This window comes from Tropicimonas sp. IMCC34043 (genome assembly GCF_003390845.1).
Classification (GTDB): Bacteria; Pseudomonadota; Alphaproteobacteria; order Rhodobacterales; family Rhodobacteraceae; genus Tropicimonas.
Genome location: NZ_QMEK01000008.1, coordinates 1 through 18,259, shown reverse-complemented (window position 1 = coordinate 18,259; position 18,259 = coordinate 1). Strand labels below are relative to the sequence as shown.

Annotated in this window: 17 protein-coding genes and 2 pseudogenes; 17 read left to right on the top strand and 2 right to left on the bottom strand. The window is 62.8% G+C overall.

Annotated features, from left to right (window positions below; translation table 11 throughout):
* Positions 1-48 precede the first annotated feature (48 nt).
* The 17 genes and pseudogenes from DQG17_RS19930 to DQG17_RS22040 all read left to right on the top strand — a co-directional run bounded on the left by DQG17_RS19930 (position 49) and on the right by DQG17_RS22040 (position 17,028).
* The gene (locus DQG17_RS19930) at positions 49-798 is read left to right on the top strand and encodes an SDR family oxidoreductase (protein ID WP_116134636.1); all 750 of its coding nucleotides are present in this window, start codon (positions 49-51) and stop codon (positions 796-798) included.
* A 31-nt stretch (positions 799-829) separates the two neighbouring features.
* Complete coding sequence (locus tag DQG17_RS19925) at positions 830-1,834, top strand: dihydroxyacetone kinase subunit DhaK (RefSeq protein ID WP_116134635.1); 1,005 nt, start codon at positions 830-832, stop codon at positions 1,832-1,834.
* A complete protein-coding gene (gene dhaL, locus DQG17_RS19920; protein WP_116134634.1) occupies positions 1,831-2,460 on the top strand; it encodes a dihydroxyacetone kinase subunit DhaL in 630 nt (209 codons plus the stop codon). Before DQG17_RS19925 ends, dhaL begins: the two co-directional genes overlap by 4 nt.
* Before the next feature lie 213 nt (positions 2,461-2,673).
* Complete coding sequence (locus DQG17_RS19915) at positions 2,674-3,006, top strand: helix-turn-helix transcriptional regulator (protein WP_116134633.1); 333 nt, start codon at positions 2,674-2,676, stop codon at positions 3,004-3,006.
* Between the two features lie 9 nt (positions 3,007-3,015).
* Entirely contained in the window at positions 3,016-3,525 is a 510-nt protein-coding gene (locus DQG17_RS19910; protein WP_116134632.1) for an arsenate reductase ArsC, read from the top strand.
* Positions 3,526-3,547: 22 nt separating this feature from the next.
* The gene (arsB, locus tag DQG17_RS19905; protein WP_116134631.1) at positions 3,548-4,615 is read left to right on the top strand and encodes an ACR3 family arsenite efflux transporter; all 1,068 of its coding nucleotides are present in this window, start codon (positions 3,548-3,550) and stop codon (positions 4,613-4,615) included.
* Positions 4,612-5,034, top strand: coding sequence for an arsenate reductase (glutaredoxin) (gene arsC, locus DQG17_RS19900; protein ID WP_116134630.1), 423 nt, complete (start codon positions 4,612-4,614; stop codon positions 5,032-5,034). The genes arsB and arsC overlap by 4 nt, the downstream gene beginning before the upstream one ends.
* A gap of 649 nt (positions 5,035-5,683) precedes the next feature.
* Positions 5,684-6,871: a plasmid partitioning protein RepA gene (gene repA, locus DQG17_RS19895; protein WP_116134776.1), complete on the top strand. Its 1,188-nt coding sequence runs from the start codon at positions 5,684-5,686 to the stop codon at positions 6,869-6,871.
* On the top strand, positions 6,871-7,836 hold the full coding sequence (gene repB / locus DQG17_RS19890; protein ID WP_116134629.1) for a plasmid partitioning protein RepB: 966 nt from the start codon (positions 6,871-6,873) through the stop codon (positions 7,834-7,836). The genes repA and repB overlap by 1 nt, the downstream gene beginning before the upstream one ends.
* 255 nt (positions 7,837-8,091) lie before the next feature.
* Entirely contained in the window at positions 8,092-9,165 is a 1,074-nt protein-coding gene (gene repC, locus DQG17_RS19885; RefSeq protein ID WP_198666220.1) for a plasmid replication protein RepC, read from the top strand.
* 308 nt (positions 9,166-9,473) lie between these two features.
* Positions 9,474-10,310 (top strand): annotated as a pseudogene (locus tag DQG17_RS19880) (DUF1403 family protein).
* Positions 10,311-10,312: 2 nt separating this feature from the next.
* On the top strand, positions 10,313-10,903 hold the full coding sequence (locus DQG17_RS19875; RefSeq protein WP_116134627.1) for an SMC-Scp complex subunit ScpB: 591 nt from the start codon (positions 10,313-10,315) through the stop codon (positions 10,901-10,903).
* Positions 10,904-11,184: 281 nt separating this feature from the next.
* Positions 11,185-12,519: a DUF4365 domain-containing protein gene (locus DQG17_RS19870; protein WP_116134626.1), complete on the top strand. Its 1,335-nt coding sequence runs from the start codon at positions 11,185-11,187 to the stop codon at positions 12,517-12,519.
* On the top strand, positions 12,516-13,991 hold the full coding sequence (locus DQG17_RS19865) for a hypothetical protein (protein ID WP_116134625.1): 1,476 nt from the start codon (positions 12,516-12,518) through the stop codon (positions 13,989-13,991). Before DQG17_RS19870 ends, DQG17_RS19865 begins: the two co-directional genes overlap by 4 nt.
* Before the next feature lie 336 nt (positions 13,992-14,327).
* Entirely contained in the window at positions 14,328-14,924 is a 597-nt protein-coding gene (locus DQG17_RS19860; RefSeq protein ID WP_116134624.1) for a DUF6088 family protein, read from the top strand.
* Positions 14,921-15,951, top strand: a pseudogene (locus DQG17_RS22175) (nucleotidyl transferase AbiEii/AbiGii toxin family protein). Before DQG17_RS19860 ends, DQG17_RS22175 begins: the two are co-directional and overlap by 4 nt.
* Positions 15,952-16,710: 759 nt before the next feature.
* Complete coding sequence (locus DQG17_RS22040) at positions 16,711-17,028, top strand: TerB N-terminal domain-containing protein (RefSeq protein ID WP_232829522.1); 318 nt, start codon at positions 16,711-16,713, stop codon at positions 17,026-17,028.
* Here the strand turns inward: DQG17_RS22040 and DQG17_RS19845 are convergent.
* Entirely contained in the window at positions 16,979-17,686 is a 708-nt protein-coding gene (locus tag DQG17_RS19845; protein ID WP_116134623.1) for an SDR family oxidoreductase, read from the bottom strand. The genes DQG17_RS22040 and DQG17_RS19845 overlap by 50 nt on opposite strands.
* Positions 17,683-18,259 (bottom strand): NAD(P)-dependent oxidoreductase (locus DQG17_RS19840; protein ID WP_157973695.1); only part of this gene is annotated, 577 nt, incomplete at its 5' end. The genes DQG17_RS19840 and DQG17_RS19845, both read right to left, overlap by 4 nt.

The window sequence follows — 18,259 nt, the reverse complement described above, 5'->3', positions numbered from 1 at the left end:
GGCTGGCCCCCAGCCGGGCCAGCCCTCCCCCCTACCCGGAGAACTCTCATGGATTTCGATTTTCCGCTGACCGGCAAGATTGCGGTTGTCACCGGCGCGGCCTCGGGGATCGGCGCGGCCATTGCCGAGGCCTATGCCGGCAAGGGCGCGCGTCTTGCGCTGTGCGATCTTGACGAGGCGAAGGCCGCCGAGTCGGCCAAGGCGCTCGGCAATGGCGCCAAGGCCTTTCGCTGCGACGTTTCCGATCCCGAGTCCGTGGCCGCAACGGTCGCCGCGGTGATCGCCGCCTTCGGGCGCATCGACATCCTTGTCAACAGCGCCGGCATCGTCGATCTGGCGCCTGCCGAGGATATTTCGCTGGCTGCCTGGAAGCGCACGCTCGACGTCAACCTGACCGGATCGTTCATGATGGCGCAGGCCGTCGGACGCCAGATGATCGCCCAGGGCGGCGGCAAGATCGTCAATATCGCCAGCCAGGCCGGCAGCGTCGCCATCGACGAGCACGTCGCCTATTGCACCTCGAAATTCGCCGTGATCGGCATGTCGAAGGTGATGGCGCTCGAATGGGGCAAGCATGGCATCTGCGTCAACACGATCTCGCCCACGGTGGTGATGACCGATCTTGGCAAGAAGGCCTGGGCCGGTCCCAAGGGCGAGGCGATGAAGTCGCTGATCCCGAGCGGCCGTTTCGCCGAGCCGCAGGAAATCGCGGCCGCTGCGGTGTTCCTCGCCTCGGGCGGGGCCGACATGATCAACGGCGCCGATCTGCTGATCGACGGCGGTTACACCATCAAGTGAGGACCCGAGACGTGTCCCTGGAGAAAGTGCCATGCAGAGATTTGTGAACGACCCCGATGCAATCGTCGAAGAAACGGTTCGGGGGTTTGTGAAGGTCCACAGCGATCTCGTCCGGCTCGACCCGGCGAACGACCGCGTGGTTGTATCGAGGGACGCGCCCGTGCAGGGCAAGGTCGGGGTCGTTACCGGCGGCGGATCGGGCCACGAGCCTGCCTTCATCGGCTATACCGGCCGCAACATGGTGGACGCGGTTGCGGTCGGCGAGCTGTTCTCCTCGCCCACGGCCAAGAGCTTTCTCGACGCCATCAAGGCCGCCAACGGCGGGGCGGGCGTCTGTGTGCTCTATGGCAACTATGCCGGCGACAACATGAACGTGAAGATGGCCATGCGGATGGCAAAGAAGGAAGGGATCGAGGTGCTGACGGTCGTTGCCAACGACGACGTCTGTTCGGCCCCGGCCGCCGAGCGTGAAAAGCGGCGCGGCGTGGCGGGCGAGATCCTGATGTGGAAGATCGGCGGCGCCAAGGCGGCCCTCGGCGCCAGTGCCGCCGAGGTTCAGGCGGCGGCCCAGAAGGCCATCGACGCCACCCGGTCGATCGGCGTCGGGCTTGCCCCCTGCACGCTGCCCGCCAACGGCAAGCCGAACTTTCAGATCGAACCCGGCAAGATGGAATTCGGCATCGGCCACCACGGCGAGCCGGGCGTGAACATCACCGAGCTCAAATCCGCCAACGAGGTCGCCGACGACATGCTGAAGATCGTGCTCGACGATCACGACCTGGCGACGGGCGACGAGGTCTGCGTGCTGATATCCGGGCTTGGCGCGACGCCGGTGAACGAGCTTTACGTGCTGTACGACCGCATCGAATCGCAGCTTGCCGCGCAAGGGATCACGACCTATCGCGGTTTCGCCGGCAATTATTTCACATCGCTTGAAATGATGGGCGCGACGCTGACGGTGATGAAGCTCGACGACGAGTTGAAGGCGCTTCTGGACCACGACGTCGCGACGCCTGCCATGGGGGTGAACGGATGAGCACATTCGCCAACGCAGGTGCCGGCGCGATCATTCGCGAGGTCGCCGCCGTCATCGTCGAGAACCGCGGCTATCTGTCCGAGATCGACGGCAAGATCGGCGACGGCGATCACGGCAACAACATGGCCAAGGGCTTTGGCCGGGCGGCCGAACGCATCACCGACGCGGACACGCTCGACGCCGCGATGATGACGCTGTCGGACGTGCTGATGTCCGAGATCGGCGGCTCGATGGGGCCGCTCTACGGGATGTTCTTTGCCGACATGGCCGATGTGATCGAGGGCAAGGAGCAGATCGACGTCCGGACCTTTGGCGCCATGCTGGCGGCCGGGCGCGACGGTGTGGTTGCCATCGGGTCGGCCAAGGTCGGGGACAAGACGCTTCTCGACACGCTGTTCCCGGCGGTCGACGCGTTCTGTGCTGCGGGCGACGATTTCCCGGCCGCACTTCGGGCGATGACGGCCGCCGCCGAGGCGGGCCGCGACAGCACGCTCGACATGGTGGCAAAGATCGGCCGCGCCAGCCGGCTGGGCGAGCGGTCGCGGGGCGTGCTCGATGCGGGCGCCACGTCCTGCTGCATGATCCTGACAGCCATGGCCGAGCAGACGGCGAAGCGGCTGGCCTGAGGCGGCCTGGCGGCCCGGACCTTTCGGACCGCCGCAGCATCGACGTCACGGCGACAGGCCGGTCAGGGCGCCTGAACGCCGAATATAGCGACCCTGCCCCGCGCCCGTCTGATCCCCCGGGAGACCTGGATCGAGCCTGCTTTCTCTCGTGGCAAACGGGAGGCAGGTGTTTGCGGCTTGACAGCCCTCCTTTCCATCAATAGTTCACGATATATGGATAGGAAAAATGCCCTCAGCGCCTTTGCCGCACTCAGCCAGTCGACCCGGCTCGATGTCTTCCGCCTGCTCATAAAGGCGGGCGAGACGGGCATGGCGGCCGGCGACATCAGCGACACGCTCGACGTGCGCCAGAACACCATGTCGGCCAATCTGTCGATCCTGACCCAGGCGGGTCTGATCCGGTTCGAACGGCAGGGTCGCAGCATCCGCTACTTCGCCGACATGGACGGGATGCGCGGCCTGCTGGCCTTCCTGATGGAGGATTGCTGCGGCGGCCGTCCCGAGATCTGCCAACCCGTCATCAAGGAACTTGGCTGTGCCTGTTAGGAGGGCGAGATGACCAAAGATGCCTATAACGTTCTGTTCCTGTGCACCGGAAACTCTGCCCGCTCGCTCATCGCGGAGGCGATCATGAACCGCGAGGGGATGGGCCGGTTCAAGGCCTTCTCCGCCGGATCGAATCCGGAATCAGCGCCGCATCCCTACACGCTCGACCTGCTGCGGGGCCTGAACCACGACACCGGCTTCGCAAGATCCAAGAGCTGGGACGAGTTCGCCGCGGCCGATGCGCCGCAGATGGATTTCGTGTTCACCGTCTGCGACAACGCCGCCGCAGAAGTCTGTCCGGTCTGGCCGGGCCAGCCGATGACGGCGCATTGGGGGGTCCCGGATCCCGTCAAGGCCGGCGGCACCGAAGCCATGAGGCGCTTTGCCTTCGCCGAAACCTATCGGATGCTGCGCAGCCGTATCTCGATCTTCGTCAACCTGCCCATCGGATCGCTCGACCGGATGGCGCTGCAACGCAACCTCGATGACATCGGCAAGATCCCCGAATCGGCCGACTGACCCCAAACCGCGAAAGCCCGACATGACAGATACATCGCTTCCCGCCGCGGCGGGTCTTGGCACCTTCGAGCGCTGGCTTTCGGTCTGGGTGGCGCTTGCCATCGGGGCCGGGCTTTTGCTTGGCAACCTCGCCCCCGGCGCCTTTGGCGCCCTCGCCTCGCTCGAGGTCGCATCGGTCAACCTGCCGGTTGCGGTGCTGATCTGGGCAATGGTCTATCCGATGATGGTCGGCGTCGATTTCGGTGCGCTGCGCCAGGTTGGCGACAGGCCGAAGGGTCTGATCGTGACGCTCGTCGTGAACTGGCTGATCAAGCCCTTCACCATGGCAGCGCTCGGCGTGCTGTTCTTCAACCACGTCTTTGCCGGGCTGATCCCGCCAGACGATGCACAGGCCTATCTGGCGGGCGTGATCCTGCTGGGTGCGGCGCCCTGCACGGCGATGGTGTTCGTCTGGTCGAACCTGACCCGCGGCGATCCCACCTATACCCTGGTGCAGGTCAGCGTGAACGATGTCGTCATGGTCTTTGCCTTTGCCCCCATCGTCGCCTTCCTGCTGGGCGTGACCGACATCGTGGTGCCCTGGGACACGCTGCTGCTGTCGGTCGGCCTTTATGTCATGCTGCCGCTGCTCGCGGGCTACCTGACCCGCCACAGGCTGGTGCAAGGCGGCGGCACGGCGGCGGTCGACGCCTTCAAGGCGCGGGTGCAGCCATTCTCGATCCTCGGCCTGCTGGTGACGGTCGTGCTGCTGTTCGGGTTCCAGGGCGAGGTCATTCTCGACCGCCCGCTTGTCATCGCCCTGATTGCCGTGCCGCTGCTGATCCAGTCCTACGGGATCTTCTTTCTGGCCTATGGCGCGGCGCGGGCCTGGGGCATTCCGTTCAACGTCGCGGCGCCTTGCGCGCTGATCGGCACCTCGAACTTCTTCGAGCTGGCCGTCGCCGTCGCGATCAGCCTGTTCGGGCTCGGCTCTGGCGCGGCATTGGCGACGGTGGTCGGGGTTCTGGTCGAAGTGCCGGTGATGCTGTCGCTCGTTGCCTTCGCCAACCGGACCCAGCACTGGTTCCCAGCCGGGAAAGCCGGATCATGACCGTCGTCATCCACCACAACCCCGCCTGCGGCACCTCGCGCAACGTGCTGGCGATCATCGAGGCCTCGGGCGAAACACCCGTCGTGATCGAGTACCTCAAGACCGGCTGGACCCGCCCGCAGCTTCTGGCGCTGTTTGCCGCCGCCGGCCTGACTCCGCGCACGGCGCTTCGGACCACGAAGTCGCCGGCCGAGGAACTGGGCCTGCTCGATCCCTCGGTATCGGACGCGGCGCTGCTGGACGCGATGGTCGCACATCCGGTTCTGGTCAACCGCCCCATCGTCTGTTCGCCAAAGGGCGTCCGGCTGTGCCGCCCGAGCGAGACGGTGCTGGACCTGCTCGACCGCTTGCCGCCCGGACCGATGGCGAAAGAGGATGGCACCCCCCTGATCGACGCGGCCGGACAGCGCGTCGGCTGAACCGCCAAGGCCCGGTGGCCGGCTTCCCCGCCTGATCGAACGCGACAGCGCTGCCCCGCATGGGTGTGGCGCTGTCGGCGCGTTTACACATGGCGACAGGGATCGCGGCCCCTGCCCTTCCCTGTGCCGCTGCCCTGCCCGCCCTTTGCTGTGGCGGCGGTCGATGCGGACGGTCCGTTCACCGCCTTTGACAGAGTCTCGGTCAAGACTGCGCCCGGAGTCGACGCCCCGAGATTCTGGCCCCAAGCGCATTCATGCAACCCGACCTTCAGGACCAACCCGATTTCAGGCTTTCCCCTGCGACCGCCCCTGCCCCGTCGCATGGCCGCTCGCCGCGCAAAGAGTTCCCGGCTGGGAACTCGCGATCCGGCGCCGCGCACCGTTCCGGGAAAAGTTCCCGGCTGGGAACTCTGGCCCCTCCGGCCGCCTCCGCGCCGCTCGCTTGCGAACACGGTTCCCAACCGGGACCCGATGCGCCATCATCGAGGCGCTCTCCCGCCTCTGTCGCCGCCCCGCCCCTGTCTTGTGCCGGAGGCGAAAAGCCATGCAAGATATTGACTTGGACACGGAATCGGTGCCTTTCTAGCAGTCAAAGTGTCGGTAAACGGCAGCACAGAGCAGAATCAGCGCAACCAGAGCCATGAAAGACATGCCCCCCATCGAAGATCCCACGGCCTCCTCCGCCGTGCTCGACATGGCCGACCGGTTGGCCGATGCGCTCAACGTGCATCAGATGCGTACCTTCGCACCGGATGCAAGAAAGGACTTGCGGCTGTTTCAGGCCGGAGAGGTCGCCGACCTGCTCGACGTGACGCCGCAATTCCTGCGCAACCTTCATGCCGAGGGCCGTATTCCCGACGTCCATACCGCCAGCGGCGGGCGCCGGTTCTATTCGGCACAGGCGATCCAGCAGATCCGCGAGATCCTGGAAAAGACCGCCAAGAAGAAGGGCAGCTATCTGCGCGGCCGGCAGGAGGGCGAGGCGCTGCAGGTGCTGCAGCTGATGAACTTCAAGGGCGGCTCGGCCAAGACCAGCACGACGCTGCATCTGGCGCACTACCTTGCGCTGCATTCCTATCGGGTGCTCGCGATCGACCTCGACCCGCAGGGCAGCCTGACCACGATGTTCGGGATCCGTCCGACGCTCGATCTCGACGACATGTTCACCGCCTATGACGCGATCAAGTACGACGATCCGGTGTCGATCCGCGACTGCGCCCATCCGACCTATTTCCAGAACATCGATCTAGTCCCGGCCGAGCTGCAACTGCAGACCTTCGAACACGAGACCGCGGCGGTGCTGCGCGATACCAGCCGCCGCGAGGTCCCGTTCTTCAAGCGGCTGTCGGTGGCGATCAGCGATGTCGCGGACGATTACGACGTGGTGCTGATCGACAGCCCGCCGCAGCTTGGCTTTCTGACCATCGCGGGTGCTGTCGCCTCGACCGGGATTCTGGTACCGATCGTGCCCTCGATGCTCGACGTGTCGTCGACGGCGCAGTTCCTGCGCATGACCGGCGAGTTGCTGGAGGTGATCGACCAGCAGGGCGTGACCATGCGCTATGACTTCCTGAAATACCTGATCGCGCGGCACGAACCCTCGGACGGGCCGCAGCAGCAGATGGTCGCCTTCCTGCGCAACCTGTTCGGCGAGGATGTGCTGGTCTCGACGGCGCTGAAATCGACCGCGATCTCGGACGCGACGACCTTCCGGCAGTCGCTTTATGAGGTGCCGCGCGCCGACATCCACCGGCAAACCTATGACCGGGCGCTGGAAAGCATGAACGCCGTCGGCGCCGAGGTCGAAAAACTGATGCACAGGGCTTGGGGACGGTAATGGCCAGAAACAGCAACCTTCTCGACAGTCTTCAGAATGCCACGGCCGGGAACGCGGATCGCCCGAAGAAGCCGCGCAGCAGCCTGCCGGCCGGTGCCGTCGGCGCGCTGGCCGCCGGCCTGCAGGAGATGACGGCAAGCAGCATTCAGGAGATCGACCCGGGCCGGATCGACCTGAACGGTCCGCTCGACCGGATCGAGACCGTGACCGTCGGCGATGACGAACTGCGCGCCAATATCGAACGCTATGGCCAGCTTGTGCCGGTTCTGGTGCGGCCAAGCCCGAATGACCGCAACCGGTTCCAGATCGTCTATGGCAGGCGGCGGCTGCAGGCCTGCGCCGAGCTTGGCATCGCGGTTAAGGCCAATGTGCGCAACCTCGACGACCAGGAATGCGTGATCGCGCAGGGGCAGGAAAACAGCGCCCGCAAGGATCTGTCGTTCTATGAACGCTGCCGGTTCGCCAAGGCGATCGAGGCGGCGGGCTATGACCGCACCACGATCCAGGCGGCGCTGAACGTCGGCAAAAGCCATGTCAGCGAGTATCTGAAGATCGCGAACGGCATTCCCGAAAGGGCAGGGAACCTGATCGGGGCGGCCGTGGGCATCGGCCGGGACCGCTGGCAGGCGCTGTTGAAGCTGTTCGCCGACCAACGCCTTACCGAGGGCCGCGCGGTGTCCATCCTCGAGGGATTTGCCCGCAAGCGCCCCGATGCAACCTCCGACGAACGCTTCCTTGCGCTTTATGCCGAGGCGACGCGGCGGGGGCCGAAGGACCGGCTGGGCGCGGCATTGCCCGCGCGCGAGCTGAAACATGGTGCTGCGATCAAGGACAGCGCCAGGGCCACGACGATTACCATCAGGCGCAGCGACAGCGGTTTCGACCGCTGGGTCAGCGACAACGCCGAGCGCCTGATCGACGAACTTCACGACCGTTTCAAGGCAGAAGGCGGCGCGGAGACTTGAGGATGAGCAGCAAATGAAGGAGGCACAAAGGCCCTAACGAAAAGAGGCGCCAGATCACCGACCCGGACGCCCCAATCTCTGTTTGCACCCTGAGAATGGCCTTCGGACATCGAGAAGTCAATAACGCCGATTCGGCGAATGGTGGTTTTGTGCCCGGTCACGGGGTCTCGTGATACCGAAATGATCCATGTTTCAGATCCCGCCGTCGCGCGGGCCGGTCGAGGTGTGCCTGTCGCACCCGGCAACGGAGCGGTCATGGCCACCGCACCGCACAAATGGCGTGACCTCATCGCACCGCTCAAGCGCTGCGCCGGGCGGCTGTCGTTGAACGGGACCGACCTGCATTTCCTCGAGGTTCTGGTCAGTTTCGTCGACGGCGACTACCTGACGCTCGACCGGGACGGCCGGCTTGTCGTCTTTGCCGGCAACGCCGCGATTGCCCGCCGCATGGGCCTGTCGGGCGACAGCACGGTCAACCGCTGCATCCGCCGTGCCGAGGCCTGCGGGCTGGTGCAGCGCGTCATGTCGCCGAACCGCAAACGCTTCAGAAGGGTAGGGGGGGACGGGACGGTGCTGCGCAGCTATGGCATCGACATCGGCCCTCTGGTCGCGGGCCGCGGGCGTCTGCAACAGATCGCGGCCGAGGTCGCCGCCGACGCCGCGCGGATCGAGGCGCTGCGGCTCGACTGTGCCGACGAACTGGCGCGGTTGCGGCGGCTGATGCAGCGCCTCGATCCACGGACGCTTCGGCTGGAGGACCTGGCCGCCGCTGTCACCGATTTCGCCCGGCGTTTGCGCCGCACCCCGACGATTGACCGGCTGACCGACATGCTGGTCCAGATCCGTTCCGTCCTCGCGCGGTGGACAACCTCCGAGGCACAGCCCGTTGCAACGGCCGGAGTGAGCGACGCTGTTGCTCAATCCGAGCGACACATAGATCAGACTCCGAATACTCCCGTTGATGAAGCCGCCGCGAAAGAGAAAAACACCACCGTCACCGAACAGGACATCACCCGGGCGTTTCCGACACTGACCGCGATACTTGCACAGAGCAGGGGACCGCGTGAGATCAGCGACGCTCTCGACAATACGGCGAGGCTGCTGCCGAACAGCCTCGAGTCCTGGAAACACGCGGTCGCTTCGATGGGCACGGCAAATGCCGCATTGCTGCTCGGCTATGTTCTGGAGCGTGGCGCCGAAATCGCAAATCCCGGCGGGTATCTGCGCCGTCTGGTCGACCGATGGGGCAGGGGGGAGCTTGAGCTCGGCCAGTTGATTCGCTCCCGCCTCGCCCCGAGACCGTATCATGCCTGCGGGTTGTCGCGATGACGGCTGTACACGCGATGTCGTCGGTCGATGCACAGGGCCGCCATGCCTTGCCTTCGGGATGCTGCCGGATCGCGTCTGTGGCGTCACCCCGGGCGAGATCGGGCGCCGTATCGGGCAAGTGCCGGCGCGCGTCATCGACCGGTTTGACGGCCTTGGGCGGTGGGATCGGCCGCGAAATGCGATCTTTCCGGGGGGTCAGGATCATATCCGATAAGGCAAGATTATTGGACATGACTGAGAGGCGCAGCGTAGGGCGGTTTGCACATCATAACGTGGACGAAAGCGCCGCGCTGGTGTAGGCTCTGGGCATGACTTTTGCCCGACCGGATCACATAAGCGACCTCGACACGTTACCCCGGATGCCCGCCTGGGTCACCTCTTCACGCGCTGAAACCCTTGAAGATGTTGCGTTTTTTGTCGGGGGCGGCGCTGAGCCACCTGCATCTTGTGTTGGGACACGAGGAAGTGCCCCAAGCCTTGTTGCGGGACCGGCTCGCGCTGCGCGCGGCCGAGGCTTGCATGGCGTTCTCGGGGCGCCCGGAGCGGGCAGGGGAATTGCGCGACACGGTACATCTTCTGCGTCCCGGCGATCTACCCGGACCGGCCGGTGAAACCTGCCTTGCCTGGCGGCGTGCGGTGGAGCGACCGGTGTCGATCAAGGCTCTGGGTCGGGCTTTGCCGACCCTCGAGCCTGGCCAGATTGCCGCGTGGCTCGATGTGGGGAAAGGGGCGTCCGTGACCCGTGCCGCGATGGCGCTGGCAGCCGTTCTGTGCGAGGCGCCACGTGCAGACGAAGCAGCGCTGATCTTCGCGGACGCCGCCCTCGCTCAGGCACTCGGTTGGGATCATCTCGTGCCGCTGCTGGCCGCAGGACTGAAGCGCGCTGACCTACGCAAGCAGGGGGATGACCAGCGCCTTGCCTGTCATCGGGCGCTCATCTCTTCGGCGGTTGAGGCCGTGCAGCAGGCCGTCGATCTCGCGCGTCGGGCGGCGCAGTCGAGATGTTCCTGACCCGCGATGCTATTGCTCCCTCGGCGCTGCCGCTGCCGGATCGCGCCGCGCGGCGGCTCTGCGACCGGCTGGTCGACCTCGGCGCGGTGCGCGAGCTGACCGGGCGCGACACTTTCCGGCTCTATGGGGTGTAGCCATGGCGAAGGATCGCTCTGACCCCGAACTGGATCGCGAGCTGCCCGACCTGCCGCCTGAGCTGCGCTGGCGGGAATGGATGCACCGGATCGAGGCAGTCCTCTTCGCCTCTGCCTCGCCGGTCCCGCGCGAAGACCTCGCCCGCGTGGTGGGACAGGGGGCCTCGGTCGATCTACTGGTCGAGGACCTTGCCGCCGATCTGGACGGGCGGGCCTTCGAGACCGCCCAGGTCGCTGGCGGCTGGATGTTCCGGACGCGACCCGCCTACGCCCCCGCGATCCGCGCGGCGGCAGATGTCGGCGACCAACTGCTGGACTTGAGTGAATTCGACGTCGCGGTGCTGGCCGCTATCGCCTGTCACCAGCCGATAACCCGCGATGGGCTCAAGGATATCTTCGGCAAGGAGATCAGCCGTGAACTGATCGGTCGACTGCATGCGCGCGACCTGATCGGGACCGGGACAAGATCCCCTCGGCGAGGGGCGCCCTATACCTTCGTGATAACCGAGCAGTTCCTTGTCGCGTTTGGCTTGGAGAGCCTGCGCGATCTTCCCGATCGCGAGCAGTTGGAGGATGCGGGGGTTGTGGAGTAGCCGCTTCAAGTCGGCGGCGGCTGACGAATTGGTATCCTTGGCATAGAAATCATCCCAACTTTGCTCTCGCGGATGCTACCCCGGGATATCATCGTCGGCAGCAACGAATACCATCGTGACGACAACGTCAGTCGTGGTGAAATCTGGTCGGGAAAGCTTGATAGACCTCTTGACCGGTCAATCCAAGGGTCGCCTAAATGGCCTACATGTAGTAGGCCGAGGCCTTACGAAACGCTGATTGAAGTGCTATCTCTGTCATATGGAAGGTACGGGTTATTGGCGTGAACAAGAAGATTACTGCCAGTCAGCGAATTGGCGAAATCGGGGAGAAGGCGGCTAATCTTCAATTCTTGCGAATTGGGTTCCAATTCGATGGGCGTTCTCGGCTGGAAGCAGGGATAGACGGCATCGCTGAGGTGATGGACGATGATCAGCCGACAGCGAAGATGATTGCCGTTCAGGTTAAGGCTACTGAGCGTGGCAGCTACGTCGGCGAGACGGACGCCGGTTTCACCTATCGTGTCCGCGCTTCAGATTTCGACTACTGGCGTGGCTCCAACCTGCCCGTAATTCTCGTTCTTTACAGGCAATCAGATGACACGTTCTTCTGGAAGTCGTTCGAAAACCTCGTTGGCGAGGCCGAACGCACATTGCAGTTCGACAAAGAGCGTGACGTTTTGGACGGACGTGCGAAGGATCGCCTCGCTGCACTGACCGTCGCCAAGCAAGGACACGGTTACTACGTCCCGCCACTTGGGGGAGGGGAGGAAGCGATCATCAACATGGTGCCTCTGCAACTTCCAGAGGAGATCTTCGTCGCACAGACCCAGCTCTCCACCCAGAAGGCGCTCGCCCGGATGAATAAGGTCCGGGAAGGCCGGCGGTACGATTGGATGATCGATGAAACCTCGCTTTGGACATTCTGCGACCCACTAACCACACCCGTTCGCGACCTGGTCGAACGGGATCAGGTTGAACGGATCGAAACCGACTTTCTGGCACAACACGACGCAGTGGATCAGCAATACAAATTTGCGGGTCTGTTGCGACATACTCTGGGCCATGACTTTCGAGATTTGCTTGGATGGGACCGAAAGAAAAAACAGTTCTACTTCTTGCCAGCACCTGGAGTCGTGGCGCGCAAGTTTCGCTATCTTGGTGCGAAGCAGAAGACACAGGCCGATGTTGTCAGCGTCTATCAGAAGTCGAAGGGGGAGGGGCCCATCGACTATGTACGGCACCATTCATTCCATCCCCGGTTCGAGCGCTTGGCGGATCAATGGTACCTGATCGTCAACCCATCCTACTACTTCACTTCGGATGGAGAACGCGCGCTCAACTATCCGGATGCCTTGTTGTCCGGGAAGAAGCGCCTCGACACAAACAGTACAGTTCGAGGCCAGGTGATCATGTGGCATCGATTGCTGTCGGGTATGGAATTTGAAGATGCCGGCGAACTGCTGGCACCCGACACCAAGACGGATCGCATCATCAAGTTTGGCGTCCCGCCTTCCATCGAACTGCCAAAGAGCGTGCCCGAGGATGTGTGGGGCGCGAAGGCGCAGAGGTCGAGGAAGCCGTCCGGCTCGAATGAACAAGGCAGCTTCGACCTATGAGCGACTTCAAAACAAAGATCTTCCCGGAGCCGGAACTGGAATTTGGCGACCAGCACCATCATCCTGATCCGCGATTGGGGTTGCTGCAGGCGGGCCCACTGCAAATGAACCTGGGGGACACCATAAAAGTCGGCGTTGTTGGCAGCGCTCTGACCGTCGAAAAATCAGGCGAGTTTTTGGATGCGATCGAAGATGGGTTCGAGGGGAAGACCGAAAAGCACCCGAACCTGCACCCGGACTTTCCCGGGTTGAGAAACCAGAACCCCTATCGGTGCCGGTTTGAAATGGTAGCTGCCGAAGACGGTGTGCTGACGAAAGGTCAGATCGAGAAGATTGCCAAGGAACCAAGCGATGCGCGTGCTGTGGAAATGGCGGTCGACGCAGTTATGGCGCAACTGGAAAAGTTGGAGGCGCATCATGAACGGCCGGACGTGGTCATGGTTTCGCTCCCTGTCAAGCTGATCGAACGAGTCTGGAGGAACGAACGCGCGGGCAATAACGAAGTCATAGAGGACGATGCGACCGCGGCGAAAGCTGGTAAGGAAACCTCTCCAAACTTCCGCGGCTTGCTCAAGGCCAGAGCGATGGACCTGAGATTCTCAATTCAGATTGTCTGGGAGGATGTCATCGACCCCGATGCCAAGATCCCTCGCAAGATCAAGGAGAACTCTGACCGCCAAACTCAAGATCGAGCTGACCTCGCATGGAACCTAATGACGACGCTCTACTACAAGGGCAGCGGCAAGGCGCCCTGGCGCAGATTGCCGGAAGAAGGTGAGTTCACCGCCTGTTACATTGGGGTCAGCTTTTTCAAGGATGCCGAAACCGACGAGATATGGACCAGCGCTGCACAAATGTTCGATGAACGGGGCAGAGGGTTCATTCTTAGAGGTGGTCCTGCGCAGTCAGAGTCACGGGGTTGCCATCCGTTCCTCACCATCGATGAGGCTCACAAGCTCACCGAGAGCGCCCTAGCCGCCTACAAGTCGGTCCACAGAACGATGCCGGCACGCGTGATCGTCATGAAGACGTCGCGCTTTCGCGAAGATGAGGCCGAGGGTGTTGGCAAGGCGCTCGACGAGGCAGGCGTGGAGCTGCGCGATCTGGTTTGGGTTCACGAAAGTTATTCGGTCAAGGTGCTTCGCGACGGTGACTTCCCTGTCCTCCGTGGCACCTTCGTTGAGTTGGATGGAAATGGGCTGCTCTATACCAACGGCAGCATTCCCTACTATGGGACCTATCCCGGCCTCTATGTCCCGAATCCACTGTTGCTCTGTCCGCACCCGCAAAGCGAGAGCACGATCGAACAGATCGCGAAGGAAGTTTTCAGCCTCACGAAGGTGAACTGGAACTCGACCCAGATGAACCAACGCTTGCCGATTCCGATCCGAGCAGCCCGTAAGGTTGGCGATGTTTTGAAATATGTGCCCGCCGGTCACAAAGTGAGCAGTGACTATCGGAAGTACATCTAGAAATTGTTGTCCGAAAAATTTTCCGGGGATTTCCCGTTCCAAGGAGGGAATTCTGTCGCGTACCGAGTACCGTCTGCTTCGCGGTCCGTGGTGGCAATCAAGAACTAGTTCAGTAATGACCGTTTTGGGCAACTTATGTCGACTGGTCCATGTGAGCCTGGCCGCGTGAACCCAATTGGTCATGAATTCCCATCGTCATGAATCTCCTCTTTTGACTGGGTACTTTTGGGACGGCGGCCTAAGGGTGTGATCTGTTTCATGCCCAGCATGAGCCGCGAAGCTTCAGCTTGAAAACTGTCAGAAACTAAGCTACATATCTGACACTTGGAGGCGAACATGCAAACCACATCTCAAGCGATCAAGGCCTATGCTGAAGCGCTGCCGGAGGGTGCAACCCTGTCGGCACGGGAGTTGTTGCATCTCGGAGAGCGTGCTGCGGTCGACCAGGCGTTGTCGCGGTTGGTTCGGCGGGGGGAGCTTATGCGTGTGAAGCGGGGATTGTTCGCGCAGCCCGTGAAAACCCGCTTCGGGAGCCGGGCGCCCTCGGTTGAGGCCGTGGTCGAGCACATTGCGAAATCAACAGGTGAGCGCGTATCGCAAAGCGGAGCGTCGGCAGCGAACCTGCTCGGCATTTCGACGCAGAATCCATCCCGTCAAATTTATTGGACCTCCGGGCCGAGCCGTCATCTGAAGCTCGGAGCGCAAAGCGTCGAGCTTAAACATGTGCCGAGCTGGCAGCTTCGTGCGCCCAACAGCCGTGCCGGGCACGCCTTTCGGGCGCTCGCCTATTTCGGCAAGTCCGAAGTCGCTCAGGCTTTGAGGCGCATCAAAGCGACGTTGAACGAAGAGGAGCAGCGCGAGCTTCTGAGCCTTCGCGCATGTGCGCCGACCTGGATGGCCAAGGAACTTAGCGCGCTTGCGTCATCGCAATGACAGAAAACCAAACCTATTTTTCGCTGTCGCGCGAAGACAAGATCGACGCGCTGGAAGTGGCTGCCTCGAAACTGGGGCGGCCCGCGGACCTGTTAGAGAAAGACATTTGGGTCGTTTGGGTCCTTAACGCCTTGTTCGACAGTGATCTTGGCGAACACATGGTCTTCAAGGGAGGAACGTCGCTCTCCAAGGTCTATAAGGCGATTGACCGGTTCTCAGAAGATGTCGACCTGACATATGACATCAGGCGGATCATTCCCGATCTTATCAAGGATCCCGAAGATCCATATCCGCCAAGCCGCTCGCAAGCTCAGAAATGGACCGAAGCCGTTCGGGATCGCCTGGGCGAGTGGGTGGCGTCAAAAGTGGCCCCCATGTTATCTGACAAGGTCAGTGCAGCGGCGCTCCCAACAGAAATCCGTGTAGAAGTAGAAGGTGACAAAATCTATCTGGACTACGACGCGGTGCGCAGCGGAAGCGGGTATGTTCGATCTTCGGTCTTGTTGGAGCTCGTGCCAGGTGCACAGGAGAGCCGGCTCAGCGTCACGAAGTGGTTTGTGACCTCTCCCAGGCACTACCTGAGTTGCTCATGCCCGTCGCCACGCCTCGTGTAATGATGGCCGAAAGGACGTTTTGGAAGAAGGCGACAGCTATCCATGCCTATTGCCGGCGAGGCGCGTTTCGGGGCGGCGACCGTTACGCGTGCCACTGGTACGATCTTGATCGCCTGCAGGCTGTGGGTATCGCTGAGCGGGCGCTGGAGGATAAGACGCTTGCACAAGATGTTGCGAAGCACAAACAGCACTTTTTTCGCGAAACCGATCGTGCTGGTGCAACGATTAGCTATGCCGACGCAGTTTCAGGATCGCTTTCCCTGATCCCAGAGGGTGAAGCCCTGGAGGCGCTGGCCCAAGATTACCAGAAAATGCAGGAAGCGGTGCTGCTTCAGTCAGACGCCATCGCTTTCGATGACCTAATGGCTCGTCTGATGGATCTTCAAGATCAGGCCAATAAGCGCCCTGAGTGAGGTGGGGCACGCTGTTTGCTGTCGGCGTCCTCGTGATCGTCAGTAGGTTCAGATTCTTGCCTCGTTGCATACTCATGTTGAGCAAAAACGAAACACGTCAAACCGGCTGTCAAACCGATCCCACCTTTGTCGTGGAAAGCGGGGTGTTTCGAGCGGTGTTTAGGTTTTTGTGATGTGCAAAGTTTAGGTTTTGATGATCTTGGCCCCTCCTGCCCTTTGGTCAGGACCGAGCCCTAGTCGGTTGGCTGCGTGCAGCCGTCCTCCCCGAGTTGAAACGCCGCCTCTCACTGCGACGTGCTGCTGACCGGGCAGTCTCCTCCGGAGCCAGCCCGACCAACCGTCCCATGGTCGTGGCAACGCTTCATCTCGGCCGTTACGGTTACGGTCGCTGGGGCAGGGGTGTGCCCCCAACGGTGTGAACAGATGTATGTGGCCATCGGCCCAATCAAGCATAAAGCATGGGAAGTGCTTCAACAATGACGTTAGTCGTTGCAATGATGGGTATCCAAAATAGTGTGGTTCGGAGAGGGTTCCGATAATGTCCTCAATACTCTAGTTTTTCCGAATTACATTCTTTCTCGTCCTGTATTTCTTCTTGTGCATGGTCGTGGTGACCACAATGCTTCAGGGTTGGCGGGCAGATGCTTTTTGCATTCGGTGTACCTGTCATTCTGGTCTGGTGGCAAGAAAAGCGGAGATCGCGGAAAGTCTGCAGCGCCAGCTCTTTCCGCGGCGGCTGAACGAAACCAGCTCTCGCGAATGGCATCGAGCGTATCGTCCCGATCAACGAAAAGCGGGTGGGTCCCGTCTAGCGAAACAGCTAGCGTGGCCGGCCGCAACATCGGCGGGACGGTCTATGTCGGCACGCCTCCCTTGCTGAACACCTACGGGTATCGTGACAAGTGCCGAGCCTATATCGATCCATCCCTGTCGGTCGCGCGCTCTGGAGCCGACAAAGCTGGTGAAGGTATGCCCGACTGGCCGGGGTACTCGGATATCCTCGGTGGGGCAGGGGGGGGAACGGGGCTCAGGCGATCTGGCCGCCGCCGTCCACCATCAGGACGGCCCCGGTCATGAATGTGTTCGTCATCGCGGCGAGGATCGCCTGCGCGATGTCCTCGGGCTGGCCGATGCGCTTCACGGGCAGCTTGGCCGCCGTCGCATCGAGCAGCGCCTTGCGGTCCGCGGGCGTCAGGTGATCCCACCATGTGCTGTCCACGCGCCCCGGCGAGATGCAGTTCACCCGCGTCGGCGCAAGCTCGAGCGCCAGCGCCTGCGCGAGCGTATCGAGGCCCGCGTTGATCGCCGACAGGATCGTGGCCCCGCCCGCCGGACGCTTGCCGAGCATCCCGGACACGAGGGTGAGACTGCCGCCGGGCGTGATCTTGGCCGCATGGGCCACATGGACCGCACCCCAGAACTTGCTCTCCATCGCCGCGCGGGCAGTGGCGAGGCTCTGGGCGCGCAGCGGCCCGGGGTCGAGCGCGGCGGCGGTCACGACGACATGGTCAAAGGCGTCGCGGGCGTCAAAGAACCCGGCGACCGCTGTGCTGTCGGTGACGTCGAGCGCCGCTGTCTCGCAGCCGCCGAGGGAGGAGGAAGCGGCTGCGAGACGGGTGGCGGTGCGCGAGATCAGCGTGACCTCGGCGCCCGCCAGATGGGCGGCCTCTGCCGTGGCAAGCCCGATGCCGGACGATCCGCCAAACAGCGCGATGCGGGTGCCTGACAGGCTCATCCGTCCGCCGGGTGCAGTTCGCTGCCCGCGATGAGTTCCGAGAACCGCGCCACGTCGGTGTGGTCGAGCCCCGGCCCCAGCGCCTTCTGCGCGCTCTGCCACATCTCGCGGCAGAGGGTGGCAAAGGGCGCGGTGGTGCCGGTCGACTCCGCGACGCCGATGGCGATGCCCAGGTCCTTGACCATGAGGTCGAGCCCGAAGCCCGCATTGAATTCGCGCGACAGCACGAACTGCTTGAACTTCTTCTGGGTCGAGTTGTTCATGCCGGTCGACACGTTGAGCACATCGGTCATCAGCGCGGGGTCGAGGCCGAAGCGGGTGCCGATGAGCAGCGCCTCGATCCCGATCAGGAACCCGCCCGCCGAGACGAGGTTGTTCAAGGCCTTCATCGCATGGGCCGAACCCACGGGGCCGGTCCGCGTGATCGAGGACCCCATGGTGGCCAGCACCGGCTCGCCCACGGCGAAACCCGCGTCCGCGCCGCCCGCCATGATGGCAAGCTCGCCGGTGATCGCCCGCGACACGCCGCCCGACACGGGGCAGTCGAGCAGCGTCACGTCGCGTTCGGCCAGC

What these genes read in the sequence shown, in the direction of transcription:
- DQG17_RS19930 (WP_116134636.1), top strand. Translation starts at nt 49, where the DNA reads ATGGATTTCGATTTTCCGCTGACCGGCAAGATTGCGGTTGTCACCGGC.
- DQG17_RS19925 (WP_116134635.1), top strand. Translation starts at nt 830, where the DNA reads ATGCAGAGATTTGTGAACGACCCCGATGCAATCGTCGAAGAAACGGTT.
- dhaL (WP_116134634.1), top strand. Translation starts at nt 1,831, where the DNA reads ATGAGCACATTCGCCAACGCAGGTGCCGGCGCGATCATTCGCGAGGTC.
- DQG17_RS19915 (WP_116134633.1), top strand. Translation starts at nt 2,674, where the DNA reads ATGGATAGGAAAAATGCCCTCAGCGCCTTTGCCGCACTCAGCCAGTCG.
- DQG17_RS19910 (WP_116134632.1), top strand. Translation starts at nt 3,016, where the DNA reads ATGACCAAAGATGCCTATAACGTTCTGTTCCTGTGCACCGGAAACTCT.
- arsB (WP_116134631.1), top strand. Translation starts at nt 3,548, where the DNA reads ATGACAGATACATCGCTTCCCGCCGCGGCGGGTCTTGGCACCTTCGAG.
- arsC (WP_116134630.1), top strand. Translation starts at nt 4,612, where the DNA reads ATGACCGTCGTCATCCACCACAACCCCGCCTGCGGCACCTCGCGCAAC.
- repA (WP_116134776.1), top strand. Translation starts at nt 5,684, where the DNA reads ATGCCCCCCATCGAAGATCCCACGGCCTCCTCCGCCGTGCTCGACATG.
- repB (WP_116134629.1), top strand. Translation starts at nt 6,871, where the DNA reads ATGGCCAGAAACAGCAACCTTCTCGACAGTCTTCAGAATGCCACGGCC.
- repC (WP_198666220.1), top strand. Translation starts at nt 8,092, where the DNA reads ATGGCCACCGCACCGCACAAATGGCGTGACCTCATCGCACCGCTCAAG.
- DQG17_RS19875 (WP_116134627.1), top strand. Translation starts at nt 10,313, where the DNA reads ATGGCGAAGGATCGCTCTGACCCCGAACTGGATCGCGAGCTGCCCGAC.
- DQG17_RS19865 (WP_116134625.1), top strand. Translation starts at nt 12,516, where the DNA reads ATGAGCGACTTCAAAACAAAGATCTTCCCGGAGCCGGAACTGGAATTT.
- DQG17_RS19860 (WP_116134624.1), top strand. Translation starts at nt 14,328, where the DNA reads ATGCAAACCACATCTCAAGCGATCAAGGCCTATGCTGAAGCGCTGCCG.
- DQG17_RS22040 (WP_232829522.1), top strand. Translation starts at nt 16,711, where the DNA reads ATGGCATCGAGCGTATCGTCCCGATCAACGAAAAGCGGGTGGGTCCCG.
- DQG17_RS19845 (WP_116134623.1), bottom strand. Translation starts at nt 17,686, where the DNA reads ATGAGCCTGTCAGGCACCCGCATCGCGCTGTTTGGCGGATCGTCCGGC.